Origin of the sequence: Xenophilus azovorans DSM 13620 (assembly GCF_000745855.1) — a bacterium.
Taxonomy (GTDB): domain Bacteria; phylum Pseudomonadota; class Gammaproteobacteria; order Burkholderiales; family Burkholderiaceae_C; genus Xenophilus; species Xenophilus azovorans.
In genome coordinates, this window is sequence record NZ_JQKD01000022.1 from 73,118 (window position 1) to 90,901 (window position 17,784).

The 17,784-nt window shown below is 68.8% G+C and carries 15 protein-coding genes and 1 pseudogene; 5 read left to right on the top strand and 11 right to left on the bottom strand.

Annotated features, from left to right (window positions below; all coding sequences use genetic code 11):
* Positions 1-208 precede the first annotated feature (208 nt).
* Genes leuB through Q392_RS13865 form a run of 4 tightly spaced genes read right to left on the bottom strand, consistent with a single transcriptional unit; the run spans position 209 to position 4,400 of the window.
* Positions 209-1,279, bottom strand: coding sequence for a 3-isopropylmalate dehydrogenase (leuB, locus tag Q392_RS13850; protein WP_038208407.1), 1,071 nt, complete (start codon positions 1,277-1,279; stop codon positions 209-211).
* A 37-nt stretch (positions 1,280-1,316) separates the two neighbouring features.
* Positions 1,317-1,967 (bottom strand): 3-isopropylmalate dehydratase small subunit, encoded by a 651-nt coding sequence (leuD, locus tag Q392_RS13855; protein WP_038208410.1) that lies wholly within the window; start codon positions 1,965-1,967, stop codon positions 1,317-1,319.
* 20 nt (positions 1,968-1,987) lie between these two features.
* Positions 1,988-3,409, bottom strand: a complete 1,422-nt coding sequence (gene leuC, locus Q392_RS13860; protein WP_038208426.1) for a 3-isopropylmalate dehydratase large subunit — start codon at positions 3,407-3,409, stop codon at positions 1,988-1,990.
* A gap of 43 nt (positions 3,410-3,452) precedes the next feature.
* Positions 3,453-4,400 carry a LysR family transcriptional regulator gene (locus Q392_RS13865; RefSeq protein WP_038208429.1) on the bottom strand — a complete coding sequence of 316 codons (948 nt, stop codon included), beginning with the start codon at positions 4,398-4,400 and terminating at the stop codon, positions 3,453-3,455.
* A gap of 238 nt (positions 4,401-4,638) precedes the next feature.
* On the opposite strand from Q392_RS13865, the pseudogene Q392_RS34200 reads away from it, so the two are divergent.
* Positions 4,639-4,722: pseudogene (locus tag Q392_RS34200) on the top strand (ESPR-type extended signal peptide-containing protein); the annotation flags it as partial.
* 297 nt (positions 4,723-5,019) lie between these two features.
* Positions 5,020-8,646, top strand: a complete 3,627-nt coding sequence (locus Q392_RS13870) for an autotransporter outer membrane beta-barrel domain-containing protein (RefSeq protein ID WP_425425183.1) — start codon at positions 5,020-5,022, stop codon at positions 8,644-8,646.
* Between the two features lie 145 nt (positions 8,647-8,791).
* Here the strand turns inward: Q392_RS13870 and Q392_RS13875 are convergent, their stop codons facing one another.
* The 7 genes from Q392_RS13875 to Q392_RS13905 form a co-directional block, all read right to left on the bottom strand.
* Positions 8,792-10,102: a citrate synthase gene (locus Q392_RS13875; protein ID WP_038208433.1), complete on the bottom strand. Its 1,311-nt coding sequence runs from the start codon at positions 10,100-10,102 to the stop codon at positions 8,792-8,794.
* Complete coding sequence (locus Q392_RS13880; RefSeq protein ID WP_051953454.1) at positions 10,099-10,467, bottom strand: FAD assembly factor SdhE; 369 nt, start codon at positions 10,465-10,467, stop codon at positions 10,099-10,101. Before Q392_RS13880 ends, Q392_RS13875 begins: the two co-directional genes overlap by 4 nt.
* Positions 10,468-10,492: 25 nt before the next feature.
* Entirely contained in the window at positions 10,493-11,194 is a 702-nt protein-coding gene (locus Q392_RS13885) for a succinate dehydrogenase iron-sulfur subunit (RefSeq protein WP_038208447.1), read from the bottom strand.
* Positions 11,195-11,210: 16 nt separating this feature from the next.
* The gene (gene sdhA / locus Q392_RS13890) at positions 11,211-13,019 is read right to left on the bottom strand and encodes a succinate dehydrogenase flavoprotein subunit (RefSeq protein ID WP_038208451.1); all 1,809 of its coding nucleotides are present in this window, start codon (positions 13,017-13,019) and stop codon (positions 11,211-11,213) included.
* Positions 13,020-13,022: 3 nt separating this feature from the next.
* Positions 13,023-13,388, bottom strand: a complete 366-nt coding sequence (gene sdhD / locus Q392_RS13895; protein ID WP_038208452.1) for a succinate dehydrogenase, hydrophobic membrane anchor protein — start codon at positions 13,386-13,388, stop codon at positions 13,023-13,025.
* Positions 13,389-13,407: 19 nt separating this feature from the next.
* Complete coding sequence (gene sdhC / locus Q392_RS13900) at positions 13,408-13,851, bottom strand: succinate dehydrogenase, cytochrome b556 subunit (RefSeq protein ID WP_038208454.1); 444 nt, start codon at positions 13,849-13,851, stop codon at positions 13,408-13,410.
* Between the two features lie 201 nt (positions 13,852-14,052).
* Positions 14,053-14,808, bottom strand: coding sequence for a GntR family transcriptional regulator (locus tag Q392_RS13905; RefSeq protein WP_038208456.1), 756 nt, complete (start codon positions 14,806-14,808; stop codon positions 14,053-14,055).
* 179 nt (positions 14,809-14,987) lie between these two features.
* Here Q392_RS13905 and Q392_RS13910 point away from each other — a divergent pair, with 179 nt between their 5' ends.
* The 3 genes from Q392_RS13910 to Q392_RS13920 are packed head-to-tail and all read left to right on the top strand — an operon-like array spanning position 14,988 to position 17,780.
* A complete protein-coding gene (locus Q392_RS13910) occupies positions 14,988-15,974 on the top strand; it encodes a malate dehydrogenase (protein WP_038208459.1) in 987 nt (328 codons plus the stop codon).
* Between the two features lie 22 nt (positions 15,975-15,996).
* Complete coding sequence (gene tam, locus Q392_RS13915) at positions 15,997-16,776, top strand: trans-aconitate 2-methyltransferase (RefSeq protein WP_038208504.1); 780 nt, start codon at positions 15,997-15,999, stop codon at positions 16,774-16,776.
* Entirely contained in the window at positions 16,773-17,780 is a 1,008-nt protein-coding gene (locus Q392_RS13920; protein ID WP_038208506.1) for an HpcH/HpaI aldolase/citrate lyase family protein, read from the top strand. The genes tam and Q392_RS13920 overlap by 4 nt, the downstream gene beginning before the upstream one ends.
* Positions 17,781-17,784 lie beyond the last annotated feature (4 nt).

Below are 17,784 nucleotides of genomic sequence, written 5' to 3' on the forward strand. Positions count from 1 at the left end.
AGACCGCGCCGAAGGGGCTGTCCGCCTGGCTCGTCCGTGGGCCAGGGGAAGGCGCGCGCGACGAACCAGGCTGGGTCAGCCCTGAATGGTCGTCGTGGTTTTGGCGGAGGATGCGCGCGCGCCCGTGCCGGCCGGGGCGGCAGGCAGGAGGTTCAGGACGAACGGGCGGGCGGCAGTCATAGCGCCCTCGATTGTAGCGGAAGGGCCCTCAGCCCAGCGCCTTGAGCACCGCGTCGCCCATTTCGCGGGTGCCGACGCGGGTGGTGCCCTCGCTGTGGATGTCGGGCGTGCGCAGCCCCTGCGCCAGCACCTTCTTCACCGCGTTCTCGATGCGCTGGGCGGCCTCTTCCTGGTTGAGCGAGAAGCGCAGCATCATCGCCGCGCTGAGGATGGTGGCCAGCGGGTTGGCCACACCCTGGCCGGCGATGTCGGGCGCGCTGCCGTGGCTGGGCTCGTACAGGCCCTGATTGCTGCTGTTCAGGCTGGCCGAGGGCAGCATGCCGATGGAGCCGGTGAGCATGGCCGCCTCGTCGCTGAGGATGTCGCCGAACATGTTGCCGGTGACGACCACGTCGAACTTCTTCGGCGCCTTCACCAGCTGCATGGCCGCGTTGTCGACGTACATGTGCTCCAGCTCGACGTCCGGGTAGTCCTTGTGCACATCTGTCACCACGTCCTTCCAGAACTGGAAGGTCTCCAGCACGTTGGCCTTGTCGACGCTGGTGACGCGCTTGCTGCGCTTGCGGGCCGCCTCGAAGGCGACGCGGGCGATGCGCTCGATCTCGGGCCTGGAATAGCGCATGGTGTCGAAGGCTTCCTCGGCGCCGGGGAAGTGGCCGTCGGCGGCGGTGCGCCGGCCGCGCGGCTGGCCGAAGTAGATGTCGCCGGTCAGCTCGCGGATGATGAGGATGTCCAGGCCCGCCACCAGTTCGGGCTTGAGGCTGGAGGCGTGGGTGAGCTGCTCGTAGCAGATGGCCGGGCGGAAGTTGGCGAACAGGCCCAGGTGCTTGCGCAGGCCCAGGATGGCCTGCTCGGGGCGCAGCGGGCGGTCGAGCTTGTCGTACTTCCAGTCGCCCACGGCGCCGAAGAGCACGGCATCGGCTTCCTTGGCCAGCTTGAGGGTGGATTCGGGCAGCGGGTGGCCGTGCGCCTCGTAGGCGGCGCCGCCCACGAGGGCGCTTTCCATCTCGAACTTCAGGCCGAGTGCGTCGAGCACGCGCACGGCTTCCGCGACGATTTCTGTGCCGATGCCGTCACCGGGCAGGACTGCGATTTTCATGGTCGTTGTGGATGGCGTTGGGAAAAAGGGGGAGGGCTCAGCTCACCATCTGGTGGGCGAGCCAGGGCTTGGCGGCAAGGCGCTCGGCCTCGTAGGCCTTGATCTTGTCCTTGTGGCGCAGCGTCAGGCCGATGTCGTCCAGGCCATTCATCAGGCAGTAGCGGCGGAAGGGCTGGACCTCGAAGGCGATCTCCTCGCCGTCCGGCTTGACGACCACCTGACGGTCCAGATCGATGGTCAGCTCGTAGCCGGGGAAGGCCGCCACCTCGTCGAACAGCTTCGCCACCGTGGCCTCGGGCAGCACGATGGGCAGCAGGCCGTTCTTGAAGCTGTTGTTGAAGAAGATGTCGGCGAAGCTGGGCGCGATGATCGAGCGGAAGCCGTACTGGTCCAGCGCCCAGGGCGCGTGCTCGCGGCTGGAGCCGCAGCCGAAGTTCCTGCGCGCCAGCAGGATCGAGGCGCCCTGGTAGCGCGGCTGGTTGAGCACGAAGTCGGGGTTGGGCTTGCGGCTGGCCGGGTCCATGCCCGGCTCGCCGTGGTCGAGGTAGCGCCATTCGTCGAACAGGTTGGGGCCGAAGCCGGTCTTGCGGATGGACTTGAGGAATTGCTTCGGGATGATCGCGTCGGTGTCGACGTTCTCGCGGTCCATCGGGGCGACGAGGCCCTTGTGCACGGTGAATTTCTGCATGGTCGTTCTTTCTTCCCGCCTCAGGCGATGGTGCGCACGTCGATGAAGTGGCCGTTGATGGCCGCCGCCGCCGCCATCGCGGGGCTGACGAGGTGGGTGCGCCCGCCGGCGCCCTGGCGGCCTTCGAAGTTGCGGTTGCTGGTGCTGGCGCAGCGCTCGCCGGGCTCCAGCCGGTCGGCGTTCATCGCCAGGCACATGGAGCAGCCGGGCTCGCGCCACTCGAAGCCGGCGGCCTTGAAGATCTCGTGCAGGCCTTCGCGCTCGGCCTGCTCCTTCACCAGGCCCGAGCCGGGCACCACCATGGCGAGCTTGACGTTCTTCGCCACCTTCTGGCCCAGCTTCTTCACCACGGCGGCGGCCTCGCGCATGTCCTCGATGCGGCTGTTGGTGCAGCTTCCGATGAACACCTTGTCGACGAAGATGTCGTTCATCGCCTTGTTGGGCTCCAGGCCCATGTAGGTGAGCGCGCGCTCGATGGCGCCGCGCTTGCTGGCGTCCTTCTCCTTGTCGGGGTCCGGCACGCGGGCATCGATGGGCAGCACCATCTCGGGCGAGGTGCCCCAGGTCACCTGCGGCTTGATGTCGGCGGCGTTCAGTTCGACCACGGTGTCGAACTTCGCGTCCGGGTCGGAGTGCAGCGTCTTCCAGTAGGCGACGGCCTGGTCCCACTCCACGCCGGTGGGCGCCAGCGGGCGGTTCTTCACGTAGTCGATGGTCTTCTGGTCCACCGCCACCAGGCCCGCGCGCGCGCCGGCCTCGATGGCCATGTTGCACACCGTCATGCGGCCTTCCATGCTGAGGTCGCGGATGGCGGAGCCGCCGAACTCGATGGTGTAGCCCGTGCCACCGGCGGTGCCGATGCGGCCGATGATGGCCAGCACGATGTCCTTGGCGGTGCAGCCCAAAGGCAGCTTGCCCTCCACCTTGACCAGCATGTTCTTCGCCTTCTTGGCCAGCAGCGTCTGCGTGGCCATGACGTGCTCGACCTCGCTGGTGCCGATACCGTGCGCCAGCGCGCCGAAGGCGCCGTGGGTGCTGGTGTGGCTGTCGCCGCACACCACCGTCATGCCCGGCAGCGTGGCGCCGTTCTCGGGGCCGATCACGTGCACGATGCCCTGGCGCTTGCTCAGGAAGGGGAAGAAGGCCGCCGCGCCGAACTCGTGGATGTTGGTGTCCAGCGTGGTGACCTGCTCCTTGCTGATCGGGTCGGCGATGCCGTCGTAGCCGCGCTCCCAGCCGGTGGTGGGCGTGTTGTGGTCGGCGGTGGCCACCACCGAACTGACGCGCCACAGCTTGCGGCCCGCCTCGCGCAGGCCCTCGAAGGCCTGCGGGCTGGTCACTTCGTGCACCAGGTGGCGGTCGATGTAGAGCACGGCGGTGCCGTCCTCCTCGGTGTGGACGACGTGTTCGTCCCAGAGCTTGTCGTAGAGCGTGCGTGCCATGGTCGGTGTTGTCTTCGTGGGGAAAGGTGAAAAAGAGGGTCGGTCAGGCGGCGAGGGCCTCGGGCGCTGCCGCCTCCGGCGCGCGCAGGTGGTTGACCAGCGTGCGCGCCGCCACCGGCAGGGTGGAGAAGTCGCGCGCCACCAGGCGGATCTCGCGCTGCGCCCAGGCGTCTGTGAGCGGCACGCTCACGAGCCGCTGGCCGATGCCGCCGCGCATCAGTTCGAAGGCCCGTTGCGGCATCACGCCGATGCCCAGGCCGTTGTCGATCATGCGGCACATCGCGTCCAGCCCGGTGACGTGGATGCGCAGCCGCACGCTGCGCCCGGCGGCCAGCGCCGCCTGGTGCATGGCCACGTAGATCGAGCTGTTGGTGTGCAGGCCGACGTGGTCGAAGTCCAGCGAGGCCGCGAAGTCCAGTTGCGGCGCCGAGGCCAGCGGGTGGCCCAGGGGCAGCACCAGCGCCAGGCGGTCGCTGCGGTAGGGCAGGGTCTGCAGGGCATCGGCGTCTGCGGGCACGTGGCAGATGCCCAGGTCGGCCGCGCCCTCCTGCACCGCGCGCACCACCTCGCTGGACAGGTGCTCCTCCAGGTCGATCTTGATGGCCTCGTGCGCGCGCGCGAAGGCGCCCAGGTCTTCCGGCAGGAACTGCACGATCGCCGAGATGTTGGCGTGCACCCGCACGTGGCCGCGCACGCCATCGGCGTATTCGGACAGCTCGCCCTGCATCTTCTCCAGGCTGTAGAGCATGGCGCGGGCATGGTGCAGCAGGCTTTCGCCGGCCGGCGTGAGGTCGACGCCGCGCGCGTGGCGGTACAGCAGGGCGGTGCCCAGGGTGGCCTCCAGGTCCGACAGCCGCTTGCTGATGGCGGAAGCCGCGATGAACTCGCGCTCGGCGGCGCGGCCGATGCTCCCCAGCTCGCACACGGCCACGAACAGCTGCAGCGACGTGAGGTCGATGCGGCGCGCGAAGCTGCGTTCTGATGTGCTCATGGGGCGGTGGGGAAGTCATCGCGTTTTGCGATGAGATGACCATTTTCCCCCTGTTTTTGACCCGTATCCATCGCGGTACGCGATGGCATCGTTGCCGGGCGGCGACGGGGCGCGGGCGGCCGCCCGGTGATGCCCTACAGGAGGAGGAGCGCGTCGGCGCTCATGACTACTCTTTATGTAATTGAATCATTCTGTTGCAAATATTAAATTGGCCCCCTTTTTCGTTGGGGTCGGCGGGATGAACCGTGCTTATCGCATTGTCTGGAATGGAGCCCTGGGTGTCTGGCAGGCCGTGTCGGAACTTGTCGCGTCGCATGCGGGGCGTGCAACGACGGGCGGGCGCCGCAGGACGAAGCGGCTTGCGGCGGCGGTGTGCCTGTTCGCGTTGGCAGGTGTATCCGGCATAGCTTGGGCGCAGGCCAGCGGCGGGACTGCATTTGTCGAGGGCGGTGGCACGGGCGGCCGGGGCGGCGCGGGCAATGGCAGCGGCGGAGTTGGCGGTGGTGTCGGCGAGTTCCCCGGCCTCGATGGGCTGCCTCCGTCGGGTGGCAATGGAGGAAACGGCCGCGACGGAGCTGCCGGGCCCGGCGGAACAGGCGGCGCAGTCGGAGCAACCAGCGTGACCGGCTCGGTCACCGGCGGCTCGGGAACCGATGGCGCTCCTGATCCGGATCCGGTCTACGGCGCGGGTGGCGGTGGCGGGGGCGGTGCTGCCGTGTACACCTCCGACGCTGGCATCAACATGGGAGGAGGCACCACCCTGCAGGGCGGCCATGGCGGTGCCGGCGGCAGCGGGCGCCTGTCCGGCGGCGGCGGCGGTGGCGGCGCGGGCCTGCAATCCGTGGCGGCCGGCGTCACCCTGAACAACGCGGGCCAGACGATCGGCGGCAACGGTGGCGCGGGTGCCGTCGGCCAGTGGGCCGGCGGCGGCGGTGGGGGCGGAGACGGCATCGTGCTGCAAGGCGGGAGCGCCACTGTCGTCAACACCGGCACGGCCACCGGCGGGAACGGCGGGAATGGCGCCGTGGCCACTATCGGCAGCATGGTCGGCGGCGGCGGCGAAGGCGGTGCCGGCCTGGCGCTGGAGTCCAGTGGCAATTCGGTGCTCAACACCGGGGCACTGGTGGGGGGCGCGGGCGGTGCCGGCGGAAACAACACTGCCAACGGCATCGGAGGCGCAGGCCTGCGCATTCGCGGCAATGCGAACAGCATCGTCAACAGCGGCACCCTGACAGGCGGCGTGGGCGGCGACAGCGTCACGCGCGGCGACGCGGTGCGGATCACCGGCAACGACAACCAGCTCGAATTGCGCGCCGGCTCCTCGATCACCGGCCTGCTGAGGGTGACTTCCGGCACCGGCAACGTGCTGAGGCTGGCCGGCGACACGACCGACGGCACCACTTCGCTCGGCGCCGCCACCTACAGCGGCTTCGCGCGCTACGAAAAGACGGGCGCCAGCACCTGGACGCTGACCGGCACCACCACCGAGTCGACGCCATGGACCGTGCGCGGCGGCGCGCTTTCCATTGCCGACGACGGCGCGCTCGGCAACTCGGGCGGCGCGCTCACGCTCGACGGGGGCACGCTGAACGTCTCCGGCGACACCACGGCGACGCGCACCGTCTCGCTCGGCTCGGGCGGCGGCACCTTCGACGTGAACCTGATCCGCACGCTGACGCTGAATGGCGAAGTCTCGGGCGGCGGGACGCTGCAGAAGACCGGCCAGGGCACGCTGGTGCTGGGTGCGGCCAACGCGTACACGGGCGGCACTTCGGTGGCCGCCGGCAGCCTGCAGGCGCTGGCGACCGGCGCACTCGGCAGCGGGCCGGTGTCGGTGGCCGGCAACGCCTCGCTGATCTTCGGCAGCAAGGCCGACGCGAGCGGACTGACGATCACCGCCGCCGCGCGGGGCCCCCTGCTCACGGACAACGCCGGCTTCGTGCAGTTCCGCGACAGCAGCTCGGCGGGCAATGCCCACCTCGTCATGAACCAGGATGCGTCGGCCGAGTTCAGGGACAACGCCTCCGCCGGCAATGCCGTCATCGAGAACCGCGGCGGGCTGACCAACATCTGGTTCAGCGCAACGGCGGGCAATGCGCGCATCACCAACTTCTCGGGCGGCCAGGTCAACCTGCTGGACGACGCCAGCGCGGGCCAGGCGACCTTCGTCAACGAAAGCGGCGGCCTGATCGACATCTTCGACCGCGCGAGCGCCGACCAGGCCACCGTGGTCAACAACGCGGGCGGGCGCCTGCGCATCCGCTCGCTGACCGCGGCGGGGATCTCCATCGGCTCGCTGTCCGGCGCGGGCGATGTGATCCTCGGCGCCAAGGCCCTGACCACGGGCGGGCTGAACGCCAGCACCGAAGTCTCGGGCGTGATCTCCGGCGCCGGCGGTTCGCTGGTGAAGGTGGGTGCCGGCACGCTCACGCTCTCGGGCGCGAACACCTACACCGGCGGCACTGCGCTGCGCCAGGGGCGCCTGAACCTCGGCCACAGCCAGGCGCTGGGCACAGGCACGCTGTCGATGGACGACGACACGACGCTGGGTTTCAGCGTCGACGGGCTCACGATCGCCAACGCGATCCAGCTCACGGGCAGCACCGATCCGGTCATCGACACCGGCGCGTTCGACGCGACCCTGAGCGGGGCGATCAGCGGCGGCGGTTTCATCACGAAGGAGGGCGTCGGCACGCTGACCCTGTCCGGCGCCAACAATTACACCGGCGCCACCCATGTCGCGCAGGGCACGCTCAAGGCGGGTGCCGCCAACACCCTCAGCGCGGCGTCCGCGCACAGCGTGGCTTCGGGCGCCACGCTCGACCTGGCCGGGTTCAGCCAGAGCGTCGCTTCGCTGGCCAACGGCGGCACCGTCTCGCTCGTGGGCGCGACCGGGGGCACCACGCTGACGGTGACGGGCGCGTACGTCGGCAGCAACGGCGTGCTCAGGCTCGGCACCGTGCTCAACGGCACGGGCCCGTCCGACCGCCTGGTGCTCGACGGCGCCGCCGCAGCCGCCAGCGGCAGGACGACGGTGCAGATCACCAATCTGGGCGGCCTGGGCGCGCTCACCAGCGGCAACGGCATCGAGGTGATCACGGCGAGGAACGGCGCCACCACGACGGCACAGACCACCCAGGACGCGTTCAGCCTGGCCAACGGCCACGTGGATGCCGGCGCCTACGAGTACCGCCTGTACGCCGCCGATGCCAATGGTGCCGGCGAGAACTGGTACCTGCGTTCGAGCACCACGGCGGCCCCTGCCGCGCCGGTGGTCACCTATCGCGCCGAGGCCCCGCTCTACGCCGCGCTGGCAGGCCAGCTGCGCCAGGGCAACCTCGCGATGCTGGGTGACCTGCGCAAGCGCGTGGGCGACGACGACGTCGAGGGCGCCACCGCCACGCCGGGTGCTTCGGATCGCCGCGCCTGGGCGCGCGTGCTCGCCACCGACATCGATGTCCGGCAGGGCGGCGCGGTCGCGCCGGGCAGCAAGGGCCGCCTCACCGGCTTCCAGGCCGGCACCGACCTGCTGGCCATGCCGAACCGGCGTGCGGGCATCTACGTCGGCCAGCTCGACGGCGACGTCAGCGTGCGGGGTTTTGCCAGCGGCATCCAGAACCTGGCCGTGGGCCGCAACGACCTGCGCAGCCAGTACATGGGCGTGTACGGCACCTACACCGCCGACAGCGGCTTCTATGCCGATGCGGTGGTGCAGTCGGGCCGCCACCGCTACACGGTCGAGCCCCTGGCGAGCCACGGCAGCGGCGGCAAGGGCAACAGCCTGCTGGGCTCCATCGAAGTGGGGCAGTCCTTCGCGCTGGGCGGCAGCGGCTGGCGCATCGAGCCGCAGTTGCAACTGATCCACCACCACATGGACCTGGACAACGCCGCCATCGTCGGCGCCGTCGTCCAGCCGCGAGTCGACAGCGGCTGGATCGTCCGCGCAGGCGTGCGGGTCAAGGGCCGCGTCGACACGGGCGTCGGCGCGCTCCAGCCGTACGGCCGCTTCAACGTCTACAGGACTTCCAGCGGCGCGGACGTCGCGCGCTTCGTGAACGGCGCCACCGCCACCGACATCCTGGCGCCCACGGGCGGCACGAGCACCGAGCTCGCGGGCGGCTTCACGCTGGCCCTGGCCGGATCGACGAGCCTGTACGGCGAAATCGGCAAGCTCTGGGCGAGCGGGGGCAACGCCAAGGTCCGGAGCTCGGTGAACGGCTCGATCGGCATGCGCGTGAAGTGGTGAAGGGCGATGGCGGTCAGCCCGCCGGAACCGGATGCCGCCTTTGGTCGCCTTCTCCTTGTCCTGCGGATTCGAGGAGACGGCGATCTGCAGGCAAAAAAAAGCTGCCCGAGGGCAGCTTCTTTCATGGCTGGGCGGATGACGCGGATCAGCGGGCCGAGATCGGCTTCACGTCGCGCTTCGGCGAGCCTTCGAACAGCTGGCGCGGGCGGCCGATCTTGTATTCCGGGTCGCCGATCATCTCGTTGAGCTGGGCGATCCAGCCCACCGTGCGGGCCAGCGCGAAGACGGCGGTGAACAGGCTGACCGGAATGCCGATGGCGCGCTGCACGATGCCCGAGTAGAAGTCCACGTTCGGGTAGAGCTTGCGCGAGACGAAGTACTCGTCTTCCAGGGCGATCTTCTCCAGCTGCTTGGCCAGGGCGAACAGCGGGTCCTTCTCCAGGCCCAGCTCGGTCAGCACCTCGTTGCAGGTCTCCTGCATCAGCTTGGCGCGCGGATCGTAGTTCTTGTAGACACGATGACCGAAGCCCATCAGCTTGACGTTGGAGTTCTTGTCCTTGACCTTCTTGATGAACTCGCCGATCTTCTCCACGCCGCCTTCCTTCTGGATGTCGTAGAGCATGTTCAGCGCCGCCTCGTTGGCGCCGCCGTGGGCGGGGCCCCAGAGGCACGCCACGCCGGCCGCGATGGCGGCGAAGGGGTTGGTGCCGGAGGAGCCGCACAGGCGCACGGTGGAGGTGGAGGCGTTCTGCTCGTGGTCGGCGTGCAGGATGAAGATGCGGTCCAGCGCGCGTTCGAGCACCGGGCTGACCTTGTACTCCTCGCACGGCGTGGCGAACATCATGTGCAGGAAGTTGCCCGCGTAGCTCAGGTCGTTGCGCGGGTAGATGTACGGCTGGCCGACGTTGTACTTGTAGGCCATCGCCACCAGCGTCGGCATCTTGGCGATCAGGCGGATCGCGGCGATGTCGCGGTGCTCGGGATTGTTGATGTCCGTGCTGTCGTGATAGAAGGCCGACAGCGCGCCCACCAGGCCGGTCATGATGGCCATCGGGTGCGCATCGCGGCGGAAGCCGCGCAGGAAGAACTGCATCTGCTCGTTGACCATGGTGTGGTTGGTCACGAGCCTGGTGAACTTCTCCTTCTCGGCGGTGTTGGGCAGCTCGCCGTTGAGCAGCAGGTAGCAGGTCTCCAGGTAGTCGCAGTTCGTCGCCAGCTGCTCGATGGGGTAGCCGCGGTACAGCAGCTCGCCCTTGTCGCCGTCGATGTAGGTGATGCTCGACTGGCACGACGCGGTCGACATGAAGCCCGGGTCGTAGGTGAACATGCCCGTCTGCGCATAGAGCTTGCGGATGTCGATCACGTCCGGGCCGAGCGTGCCCTTGTAGATCGGTAGCTCGACGCTCTGCCCGCCGTTGCTGAAGGACAGGGTGGCCTTGTTGTCGGATGCTTTCATGTCGACTTTCTCTCGATGGGTTGATTGGAACGCGAGGGAGAGGGGAGGGAAGAAGAGGAGGCCGGCAGCTGCGCGCCTTCGGCGCGCATCGACCCGAGCAGTGCCGTCACGTCGGCCCCGGCCCATCCGGGCTCGGGCTCCTTTCTGGCGAGCAGCAGGTCGAGCAGGTCGTTGTCCGACAGGTCCATCAGCACCTCCATCGCGCGTGCCTGCCTCACGGTCAAGCGAGATTCATGCCGCTCGAAGAAGCGGGCGATGAAGAGGTCGTTCTCCAGCAGGCCGCGCCGGCAGCGCCACTTCAGCAACGCGGCCGCGCGTGCGTCCAGCAGCGCGTCGTCGTCGGGGGCGGGGCGGGTGTCCTGCATGGCACGGCGGTGGGCTTGGAGGGGGTCAGACGGCCCGGCGGACCATCAGTTCCTTGATCTTGCCGATGGCCCGCGTGGGGTTCAGGTGCTTGGGGCACACATCCACACAGTTCATGATGGAATGGCAGCGGAACAGGCGGTACGGGTCTTCCAGGTTGTCCAGGCGGTCGCCGGTGGCCTCGTCGCGGCTGTCGGCGATGAAGCGGTAGGCCTGCAGCAGGCCGGCCGGGCCGACGAACTTGTCGGGGTTCCACCAGAAGCTCGGGCAGCTCGTGGAGCAGCTCGCGCACAGGATGCACTCGTACAGGCCGTTGAGCTCCTCGCGCTCCTCGGGCGACTGCAGGCGCTCCTTCTCGGGCGCGGGCGTGTCGTTGACGAGGTAGGGCCTGATCGAGTGGTACTGCTTGAAGAACTGCGTCATGTCCACGATCAGGTCGCGGATGACGGGCAGGCCCGGCAGCGGCTTCAGGACGATCGGGTCCTTCAGCGTGTTCATGTTGGTCAGGCACGCCAGGCCGTTCTTGCCGTTGATGTTCATCGCGTCCGAGCCGCACACGCCCTCGCGGCAGGAGCGGCGGAACGAGATGGACGGATCCTGCGCCTTGAGCTTGACCAGGGCGTCCAGCAGCATGCGCTCGTGGCCGTCGAGCTCGATCTCGACGGTCTGCATGTAGGGCTTGGCGTCCTTTTCCGGGTCGTAGCGGTAGATCTTGAAAGTGCGCTTCATCGTGGTGGAACCTTGTTCAGAACGTGCGGACCTTGGGCGGGACGGAGTCCACCGTCAGCGGCTTGAGGTTGACGGGCTTGTAGCTCAGGCGGTTGCCTTCGCTGTGCCACAGCGTGTGCTTGAGCCAGTCCTTGTCGTTGCGGCCCAGCGGGCAGTCGGGGTCGTCCGCCGGACGCTCGTAGTCGTCGACCGTGTGCGCGCCGCGGCATTCGTGGCGGGCGGCGGCCGAGGTCATGGTCGCCTGGGCCACCTCGATCAGGTTGTCGACCTCCAGCGCCTCCATGCGGGCGGTGTTCCACACCAGCGACTTGTCCTGCAGGGCGACGCCGGCCACGCGCTCGCGGATCGCGTTGACCTTGGTGACGCCCTCGTCCATGCTGGCCTGCGTGCGGAACACGCCGGCGTGCTGCTGCATGGTGTTGCGGATGTCGCCCGCGATGTTCTGCGCGTACTCGCCGCCGGTGGATTCCTGCAACTGGTTCAGGCGCGCCAGCGTGCGGTCGGCGCCGTCGGCCGGCACCGGCTTGTGCTCGCCGCTGCCCTTGACGAAGTCGACGATGTGCTTGCCGGCCGACTTGCCGAACACCAGCAGGTCCAGCAGCGAGTTGGTGCCCAGGCGGTTGGCGCCGTGCACCGACACGCAGGAGCATTCGCCCACCGCGTACAGGCCGTTGACGACCTGGCTGTTCACGTCGCCGTTCTGCACCACCACCTGGCCGTTGATGTTGGTCGGGATGCCGCCCATCTGGTAGTGGATGGTCGGCACCACCGGGATCGGCTCCTTGGTGATGTCGACGTTGGCGAAGTTGTGGCCGATCTCTTCCACCGAGGGCAGGCGCTTGCGGATGGTGTCGGCGCCCAGGTGGTCCAGCTTCATCAGGATGTAGTCCTTGTTCGGACCGCAGCCCCGGCCTTCCTTGATCTCCTGGTCCATCGAGCGCGAGACGAAGTCGCGCGGCGCCAGGTCCTTCAGGGTGGGCGCGTAGCGCTCCATGAAGCGCTCGCCGTTGCTGTTGAGCAGGATCGCGCCCTCGCCGCGGCAGCCTTCGGTGAGCAGCACGCCCGCGCCGGCCACGCCGGTGGGGTGGAACTGCCAGAACTCCATGTCCTGCAGCGGGATGCCGGCGCGCGCCGCCATGCCCAGGCCGTCGCCGGTGTTGATGAAGGCGTTGGTGCTGGCCGCGAAGATGCGGCCGGCGCCGCCGGTGGCCAGCAGCACGGCCTTGGCCTGCAGCACGTACAGCTCGCCGGTCTCCAGCTCGATCGCGGTCACGCCGACCACGTCGCCGTCGGCGTCGCGGATCAGGTCCAGCGCCATCCACTCGACGAAGAAGTTGGTCTTGGACTTGACGTTCTGCTGGTACAGCGTGTGCAGCATCGCGTGGCCGGTGCGGTCGGCCGCGGCGCAGGCGCGCTGCACGGGCTTCTCGCCGTAGTTGGCGGTGTGGCCTCCGAAGGGGCGCTGGTAGATGGTGCCGTCCGGGTTGCGGTCGAAGGGCATCCCGAAGTGCTCCAGCTCGATCACCACGTTCGGCGCCTCGCGGCACATGAACTCGATCGCGTCCTGGTCACCCAGCCAGTCCGAACCCTTGATGGTGTCGTAGAAGTGGTAGTGCCAGTTGTCCTCGGACATGTTGCCCAGCGATGCCGACACGCCGCCCTGCGCCGCCACCGTGTGCGAGCGGGTGGGGAAGACCTTGGACAGGCAGGCCACGTTCAGGCCGGCGCGGGAGAGTTCGAGCGAGGCGCGCATGCCGGAGCCGCCGGCGCCGACGATGACGACGTCGAACTTGCGCTTGTTGATCTTTTCCTTGGTGTACGTCACGGCTCAAACCCTCCAGAGCACTTGAATGGCCCAACCCGCGCAACCCACAAGCCAGACGATGGTGAAGATCTGCAGCGCCAGGCGGATGCCGACCGGCTGGACGTAGTCCATCCACACGTCGCGCATGCCCACCCAGGCGTGCCACAGCAGCGAGGCGATCACCACGAAGGTGAGGACCTTCATCCACTGCGAGGCGAAGATGCCCGCCCACTTGTCGTAGCCGATCGGGCCGCCGCCGATGAGCAGCTGGGCGAGCACGATGAGGGTGAAGAGGGCCATCACCAGCCCGGTCACGCGCTGCGAGAGCCAGTCCCGAAGACCGTAGTGCGCGCCGACGACGGTGCGCTTGGAGCCGTAGTTCACTGCCATGATGAAGTGCTCCTCCCGATCAGTACACGCCGAACAGCTTGGCGCCCAGCACCACCGTCAGCAGCAGGCTGACCGTGAGCACTGCGAGGGCGGAGCTCTTGCCGAATTCCTTGCTCACCGCGTCGTGGCTCACGTCCATCCACAGGTGGCGCAGGCCGGCGCAGAAGTGGTGCAGGTAGGCCCAGATCAGCGCCAGCGCCACCAGCTTGAGGAACCAGCCCGGAACGAAAGCAAGGCCGCTGTTGAAGGCGGCCTTGAAGCGTGCGAACGAGATCTCGGAGGACACGGAGGTGTCGAACATCCAGATGATGAAGGGCATCAGCAGGAACATCAGCACGCCGCTGACGCGATGCAGGATCGACACGAAGCCCGCAGGGGGGAGCCGGTAGCCGGTGAGATCGCTGAAGACGTTGATGTTGCGGAATTCGCGGCGTGGCCGCGAGGATGTTGCAAGCTCTGTCATGGGGAGGCTTTCGTTGTTTGTTCGATGAAGGCTGCTTGTGCTGGCGGGGCGAATATGCAAACAGTCGAAAATTCTATTGCAATGCACCATGACGCACGCGCTGCGCCGGGCTCATCGCACCAATGTGCTCGGGTGCTATCCATTCAATAGCGTGAGATGCAGGCGCGGATGGCGCTGCGGGCTTTTCGCCGTGCGGTGCATTCATCCCAGCTCGTTGCGATAGTGGTGCGTGTCGGTGCGGTACAGGCCGCGGCGCCATTCCATCGGCGCGTCGTTGTAGGTGTGCGCGACGCGCTCCACGCTCAGCAGGGGCGTGGCCGTCGTGACCTCCAGCAGCAGGGCCTGCTGGGCGTCGGGCAGCACCGCGCGGATCTTCTCCTCGGCGCGCACCATGCGCACGCCGAATTCCGTCTCGAACAGCGAATACATCGGGCCGTGCCACGCATCCAGCCGTTCGGCCGTGAGGCCCTTGAAGGGGCCGCCGGGCAGCCACAGGTCTTCCAGGATGGTGGGCGTGCCGGCGTAGGCGAGCACGCGGCGCACCTGCAGCACCGGGTCGCCGGTGCGCAGGCCCAGTGCGCGGGCCACCTCCGCGCTGGCGCGCAGCCGGCGGCAGTCGACGATGGTGCGCTCGGCGGGCCCTTCCTGCGCCGGCGTGCCGTTGTCGGGCACCAGCTTGAGGAAGCGGTACTGCACGTGCTGCTCGGCATGGGTGGCGACGAAGGTGCCCTTGCCCTGGCGCCGCACCACCAGGTTGTCGGCCGCCAGTTCGTCGATCGCCTTGCGCACCGTGCCCTGGCTGACGCGAAAGCGCGTCGCCAAGTCCATCTCGCTGGGGATCGGCTCGCCCGGCTTCCACTCGCCCGCCTCCAGGCGCTGCAGGATCAGCGACTTGATCTGCTGATACAGCGGACTGAAGGACGGGGCGGCCGGCTCGGCGGCAAGGGGGTCGGACATGGTCGTGTGGGGCGGCGCGGCGGCCGCAAGGCCAGGGGTCAATCTTATATAAGACATAAGACAAGCGCTATGGTTTCGGCCTAGAATGCCCAGTTCGGATGCGCAGCCCCGCGCGCGCGTCCCCGGTGCCCCTGGCGGCGCGGCCTCGCGCCTTCATTCTTCATTCCTGGAGTCTTCCCATGAGCAAAAAGCCCGTCCGCGTTGCCGTCACCGGTGCCGCAGGCCAAATCGGTTACGCCCTCCTGTTCCGCATCGCCTCCGGCGAGATGCTCGGCAAGGACCAGCCGGTCATCCTGCAACTGCTGGAGATCCCGGACGAGAAGGCGCAGAAGGCCCTCAAGGGCGTGATCATGGAGCTGGAAGATTGCGCCTTCCCGCTGCTGGACGGCATCGTCGCCACCGGCGACCCGGAAGTGGCCTTCAAGGACGCCGACTACGCCCTGCTGGTGGGTGCCCGTCCGCGCGGCCCCGGCATGGAGCGTGCCGACCTGCTGGCCGCCAACGCCCAGATCTTCACCGCGCAGGGCAAGGCGCTGGACAAGGTCGCCAGCCGCAACGTCAAGGTGCTGGTGGTCGGCAACCCCGCCAACACCAACGCCTACATCGCCATGAAGAGCGCGCCCAGCCTGCCGCGCGAGAACTTCACCGCGATGCTGCGCCTGGACCACAACCGCGCCGCCAGCCAGATCGCCGCCAAGACCGGCGGCAAGGTCGGCGAGATCGAGAAGCTCACCGTCTGGGGCAACCACTCGCCCACCATGTACGCCGACTACCGTTTCGCCACCATCGGCGGCAAGTCGGTCAAGGACGCCATCAACGACCAGGTCTGGAACGCCGAGGTGTTCCTGCCCACCGTGGGCAAGCGCGGCGCCGCCATCATCGACGCGCGCGGCCTGTCGTCGGCCGCCTCGGCCGCCAACGCCGCCATCGACCACATGCGCGACTGGGCCCTGGGCACCAACGGCAAGTGGGTCACCATGGGCGTGCCCTCCAACGGCGAGTACGGCATCCCCAAGGACGTGATCTTCGGCTTCCCGGTCACCACCGAGAACGGCAAGTACAAGATCGTCGAGGGCCTGGAGATCGACGCGTTCAGCCAGGAGCGCATCGACAAGACCCTGGCCGAGCTGCAGGGCGAGCAGGACGGCGTCAAGCACCTGCTCTGATCGGCACCCGAGGCCGGCGCTCATGGTGGACTGGGATCCCACGCTCTACCGTCGCTACGAGGACGAGCGCACCCGTCCCGCGGCGGAGTTGCTGGCGCGCGTGCCGCTCGCGCAGGCGGCACGCGTGGTCGACCTGGGCTGCGGCCCGGGCAACTCCACCGCGCTGCTGGCCGAGCGCTTTCCGGGCGCGCAGGTGTTGGGCATCGACAGTTCCGAACCCATGCTCGCCGAGGCGCGCGAGCGCCTGCCGCAGGCCCGCTTCGAGCAGGCCGACATCGCGGCATGGGCGCCCGAAGGCCCGGCGCCGGACCTGATCTACGCCAACGCCGCCCTGCAATGGGTGCCCGATCACGAAAGGCTGGTGCCCCGGCTGTTCGAGTTGCTGGCACCCGGCGGCGTGCTCGCCATCCAGATGCCCGACAACCGCCAGGAACCCACCCACCGGCTCATGCGCGAGCTGGCCGGCCGTGCGCCCTGGGCGGCGCACATCGGCGACGCCGACCGGGTCCGCACCGAGCTGCTGCCCATCGGCGGCTACTACGACCTGCTCGCACCGCGCGCAGCGGCCGTGGACGTCTGGCACACCGTCTACCAGCACCCCCTGGCCTCGGCCGCGGCCATCGTCGAGTGGGTGCGCGGCACCGGGTTGCGTCCCTTCGTCGATCCGCTGCCGCCTGAATTGAAGAAGAGCTACCTGGCCGAGTACGAGCGCGGCGTCGAGGCCGCCTACGCCCCGCGCGCGGACGGCCGGCGGCTGCTGGCATTCCCCCGCATGTTCATCGTGGCGCGGAGGCCCGCATGAGCGTTGCCCATCCCGCCGAAGTCCTGCTCGGCGCACAGGCCGGCGCCGTCGCGCTGCCGGTGTGCGACCACTATTCCGGCGTCGAGGCGCGCATGCGCAAGAGCCTGGCGCTGCAGGCCGAGATGGCGGCCGAGTTCGGCGCCTGCGTGTTCGACGTGACGCTCGATTGCGAGGACGGCGCCCCCGTAGGCGGCGAGGCCGAGCATGCCGCGCTGGTGATCGAGCTGGCGCTGGCCGCCGCGCCCGACATGCGCGTCGCCGCCCGCGTGCACCCGGTCGACCACGCCGCCTTCCAGGCCGACGTGGCCACCATCGCCGGCGGGGCCGGGCACCGCCTGTGCCACCTGATGGTGCCCAAGGTCGAGTCCGTGGCCGACGTGCAGGCGGCCGTCGCCGCCGTGGACGCGGCCGGCGCCGCGGCGCTGCCGCTGCACGTGCTGATCGAGTCGCCGCTGGCGGTGCGCAATGCCTTCGACATCGCCGCCCACCCGCGCGTGCAGTCGTTGAGCTTCGGGCTGATGGATTTCGTCTCGGCGCACGGCGGCGCCATCCCGGCCGAGGGCATGGGCGTGCAGGGCCAGTTCAGCCACCCGCTGGTGGTGCGCGCCAAGCTGGAGATCGCCTCGGCCGCGCACGCCCACGGCAAGGTGCCTTCGCACTGCGTGGTCACCGAGTTCGGCGATGCGCAGGCGATGCGCACCGCCGCCCGTCGGGCGGCGAACGAGTTCGGCTACACGCGCATGTGGAGCATCCACCCGGGCCAGATCCGTCCCATCCTGGAAGCCTTCGCGCCGGGAGAGGAACAGATTCACATGGCTACAAAAATCATCGCCGCGGCCGCCCAGGCCGAGTGGGCCCCGGTCAGTTTTGATGGCACATTGCACGACCGCGCGAGCTACCGGCATTTCTGGCAGGTGCTGGCGCGTGCGCATGCCACGGGGCGTGCGCTTCCCGCCGAGGCGCAGGCCTGGTTCACCCCGGGCGGCACCGGCTCCACCCACTGATCCA

Excerpts from the sequence above, each read along its gene's own strand:
- leuB (WP_038208407.1), bottom strand. The coding sequence starts at position 1,279 with ATGAAAATCGCAGTCCTGCCCGGTGACGGCATCGGCACAGAAATCGTC.
- leuD (WP_038208410.1), bottom strand. The coding sequence starts at position 1,967 with ATGCAGAAATTCACCGTGCACAAGGGCCTCGTCGCCCCGATGGACCGC.
- leuC (WP_038208426.1), bottom strand. The coding sequence starts at position 3,409 with ATGGCACGCACGCTCTACGACAAGCTCTGGGACGAACACGTCGTCCAC.
- Q392_RS13865 (WP_038208429.1), bottom strand. The coding sequence starts at position 4,400 with ATGAGCACATCAGAACGCAGCTTCGCGCGCCGCATCGACCTCACGTCG.
- Q392_RS13875 (WP_038208433.1), bottom strand. The coding sequence starts at position 10,102 with ATGAAAGCATCCGACAACAAGGCCACCCTGTCCTTCAGCAACGGCGGG.
- Q392_RS13880 (WP_051953454.1), bottom strand. The coding sequence starts at position 10,467 with ATGCAGGACACCCGCCCCGCCCCCGACGACGACGCGCTGCTGGACGCA.
- Q392_RS13885 (WP_038208447.1), bottom strand. The coding sequence starts at position 11,194 with ATGAAGCGCACTTTCAAGATCTACCGCTACGACCCGGAAAAGGACGCC.
- sdhD (WP_038208452.1), bottom strand. The coding sequence starts at position 13,388 with ATGGCAGTGAACTACGGCTCCAAGCGCACCGTCGTCGGCGCGCACTAC.
- sdhC (WP_038208454.1), bottom strand. The coding sequence starts at position 13,851 with ATGACAGAGCTTGCAACATCCTCGCGGCCACGCCGCGAATTCCGCAAC.
- Q392_RS13905 (WP_038208456.1), bottom strand. The coding sequence starts at position 14,808 with ATGTCCGACCCCCTTGCCGCCGAGCCGGCCGCCCCGTCCTTCAGTCCG.
- Q392_RS13910 (WP_038208459.1), top strand. The coding sequence starts at position 14,988 with ATGAGCAAAAAGCCCGTCCGCGTTGCCGTCACCGGTGCCGCAGGCCAA.
- tam (WP_038208504.1), top strand. The coding sequence starts at position 15,997 with ATGGTGGACTGGGATCCCACGCTCTACCGTCGCTACGAGGACGAGCGC.
- Q392_RS13920 (WP_038208506.1), top strand. The coding sequence starts at position 16,773 with ATGAGCGTTGCCCATCCCGCCGAAGTCCTGCTCGGCGCACAGGCCGGC.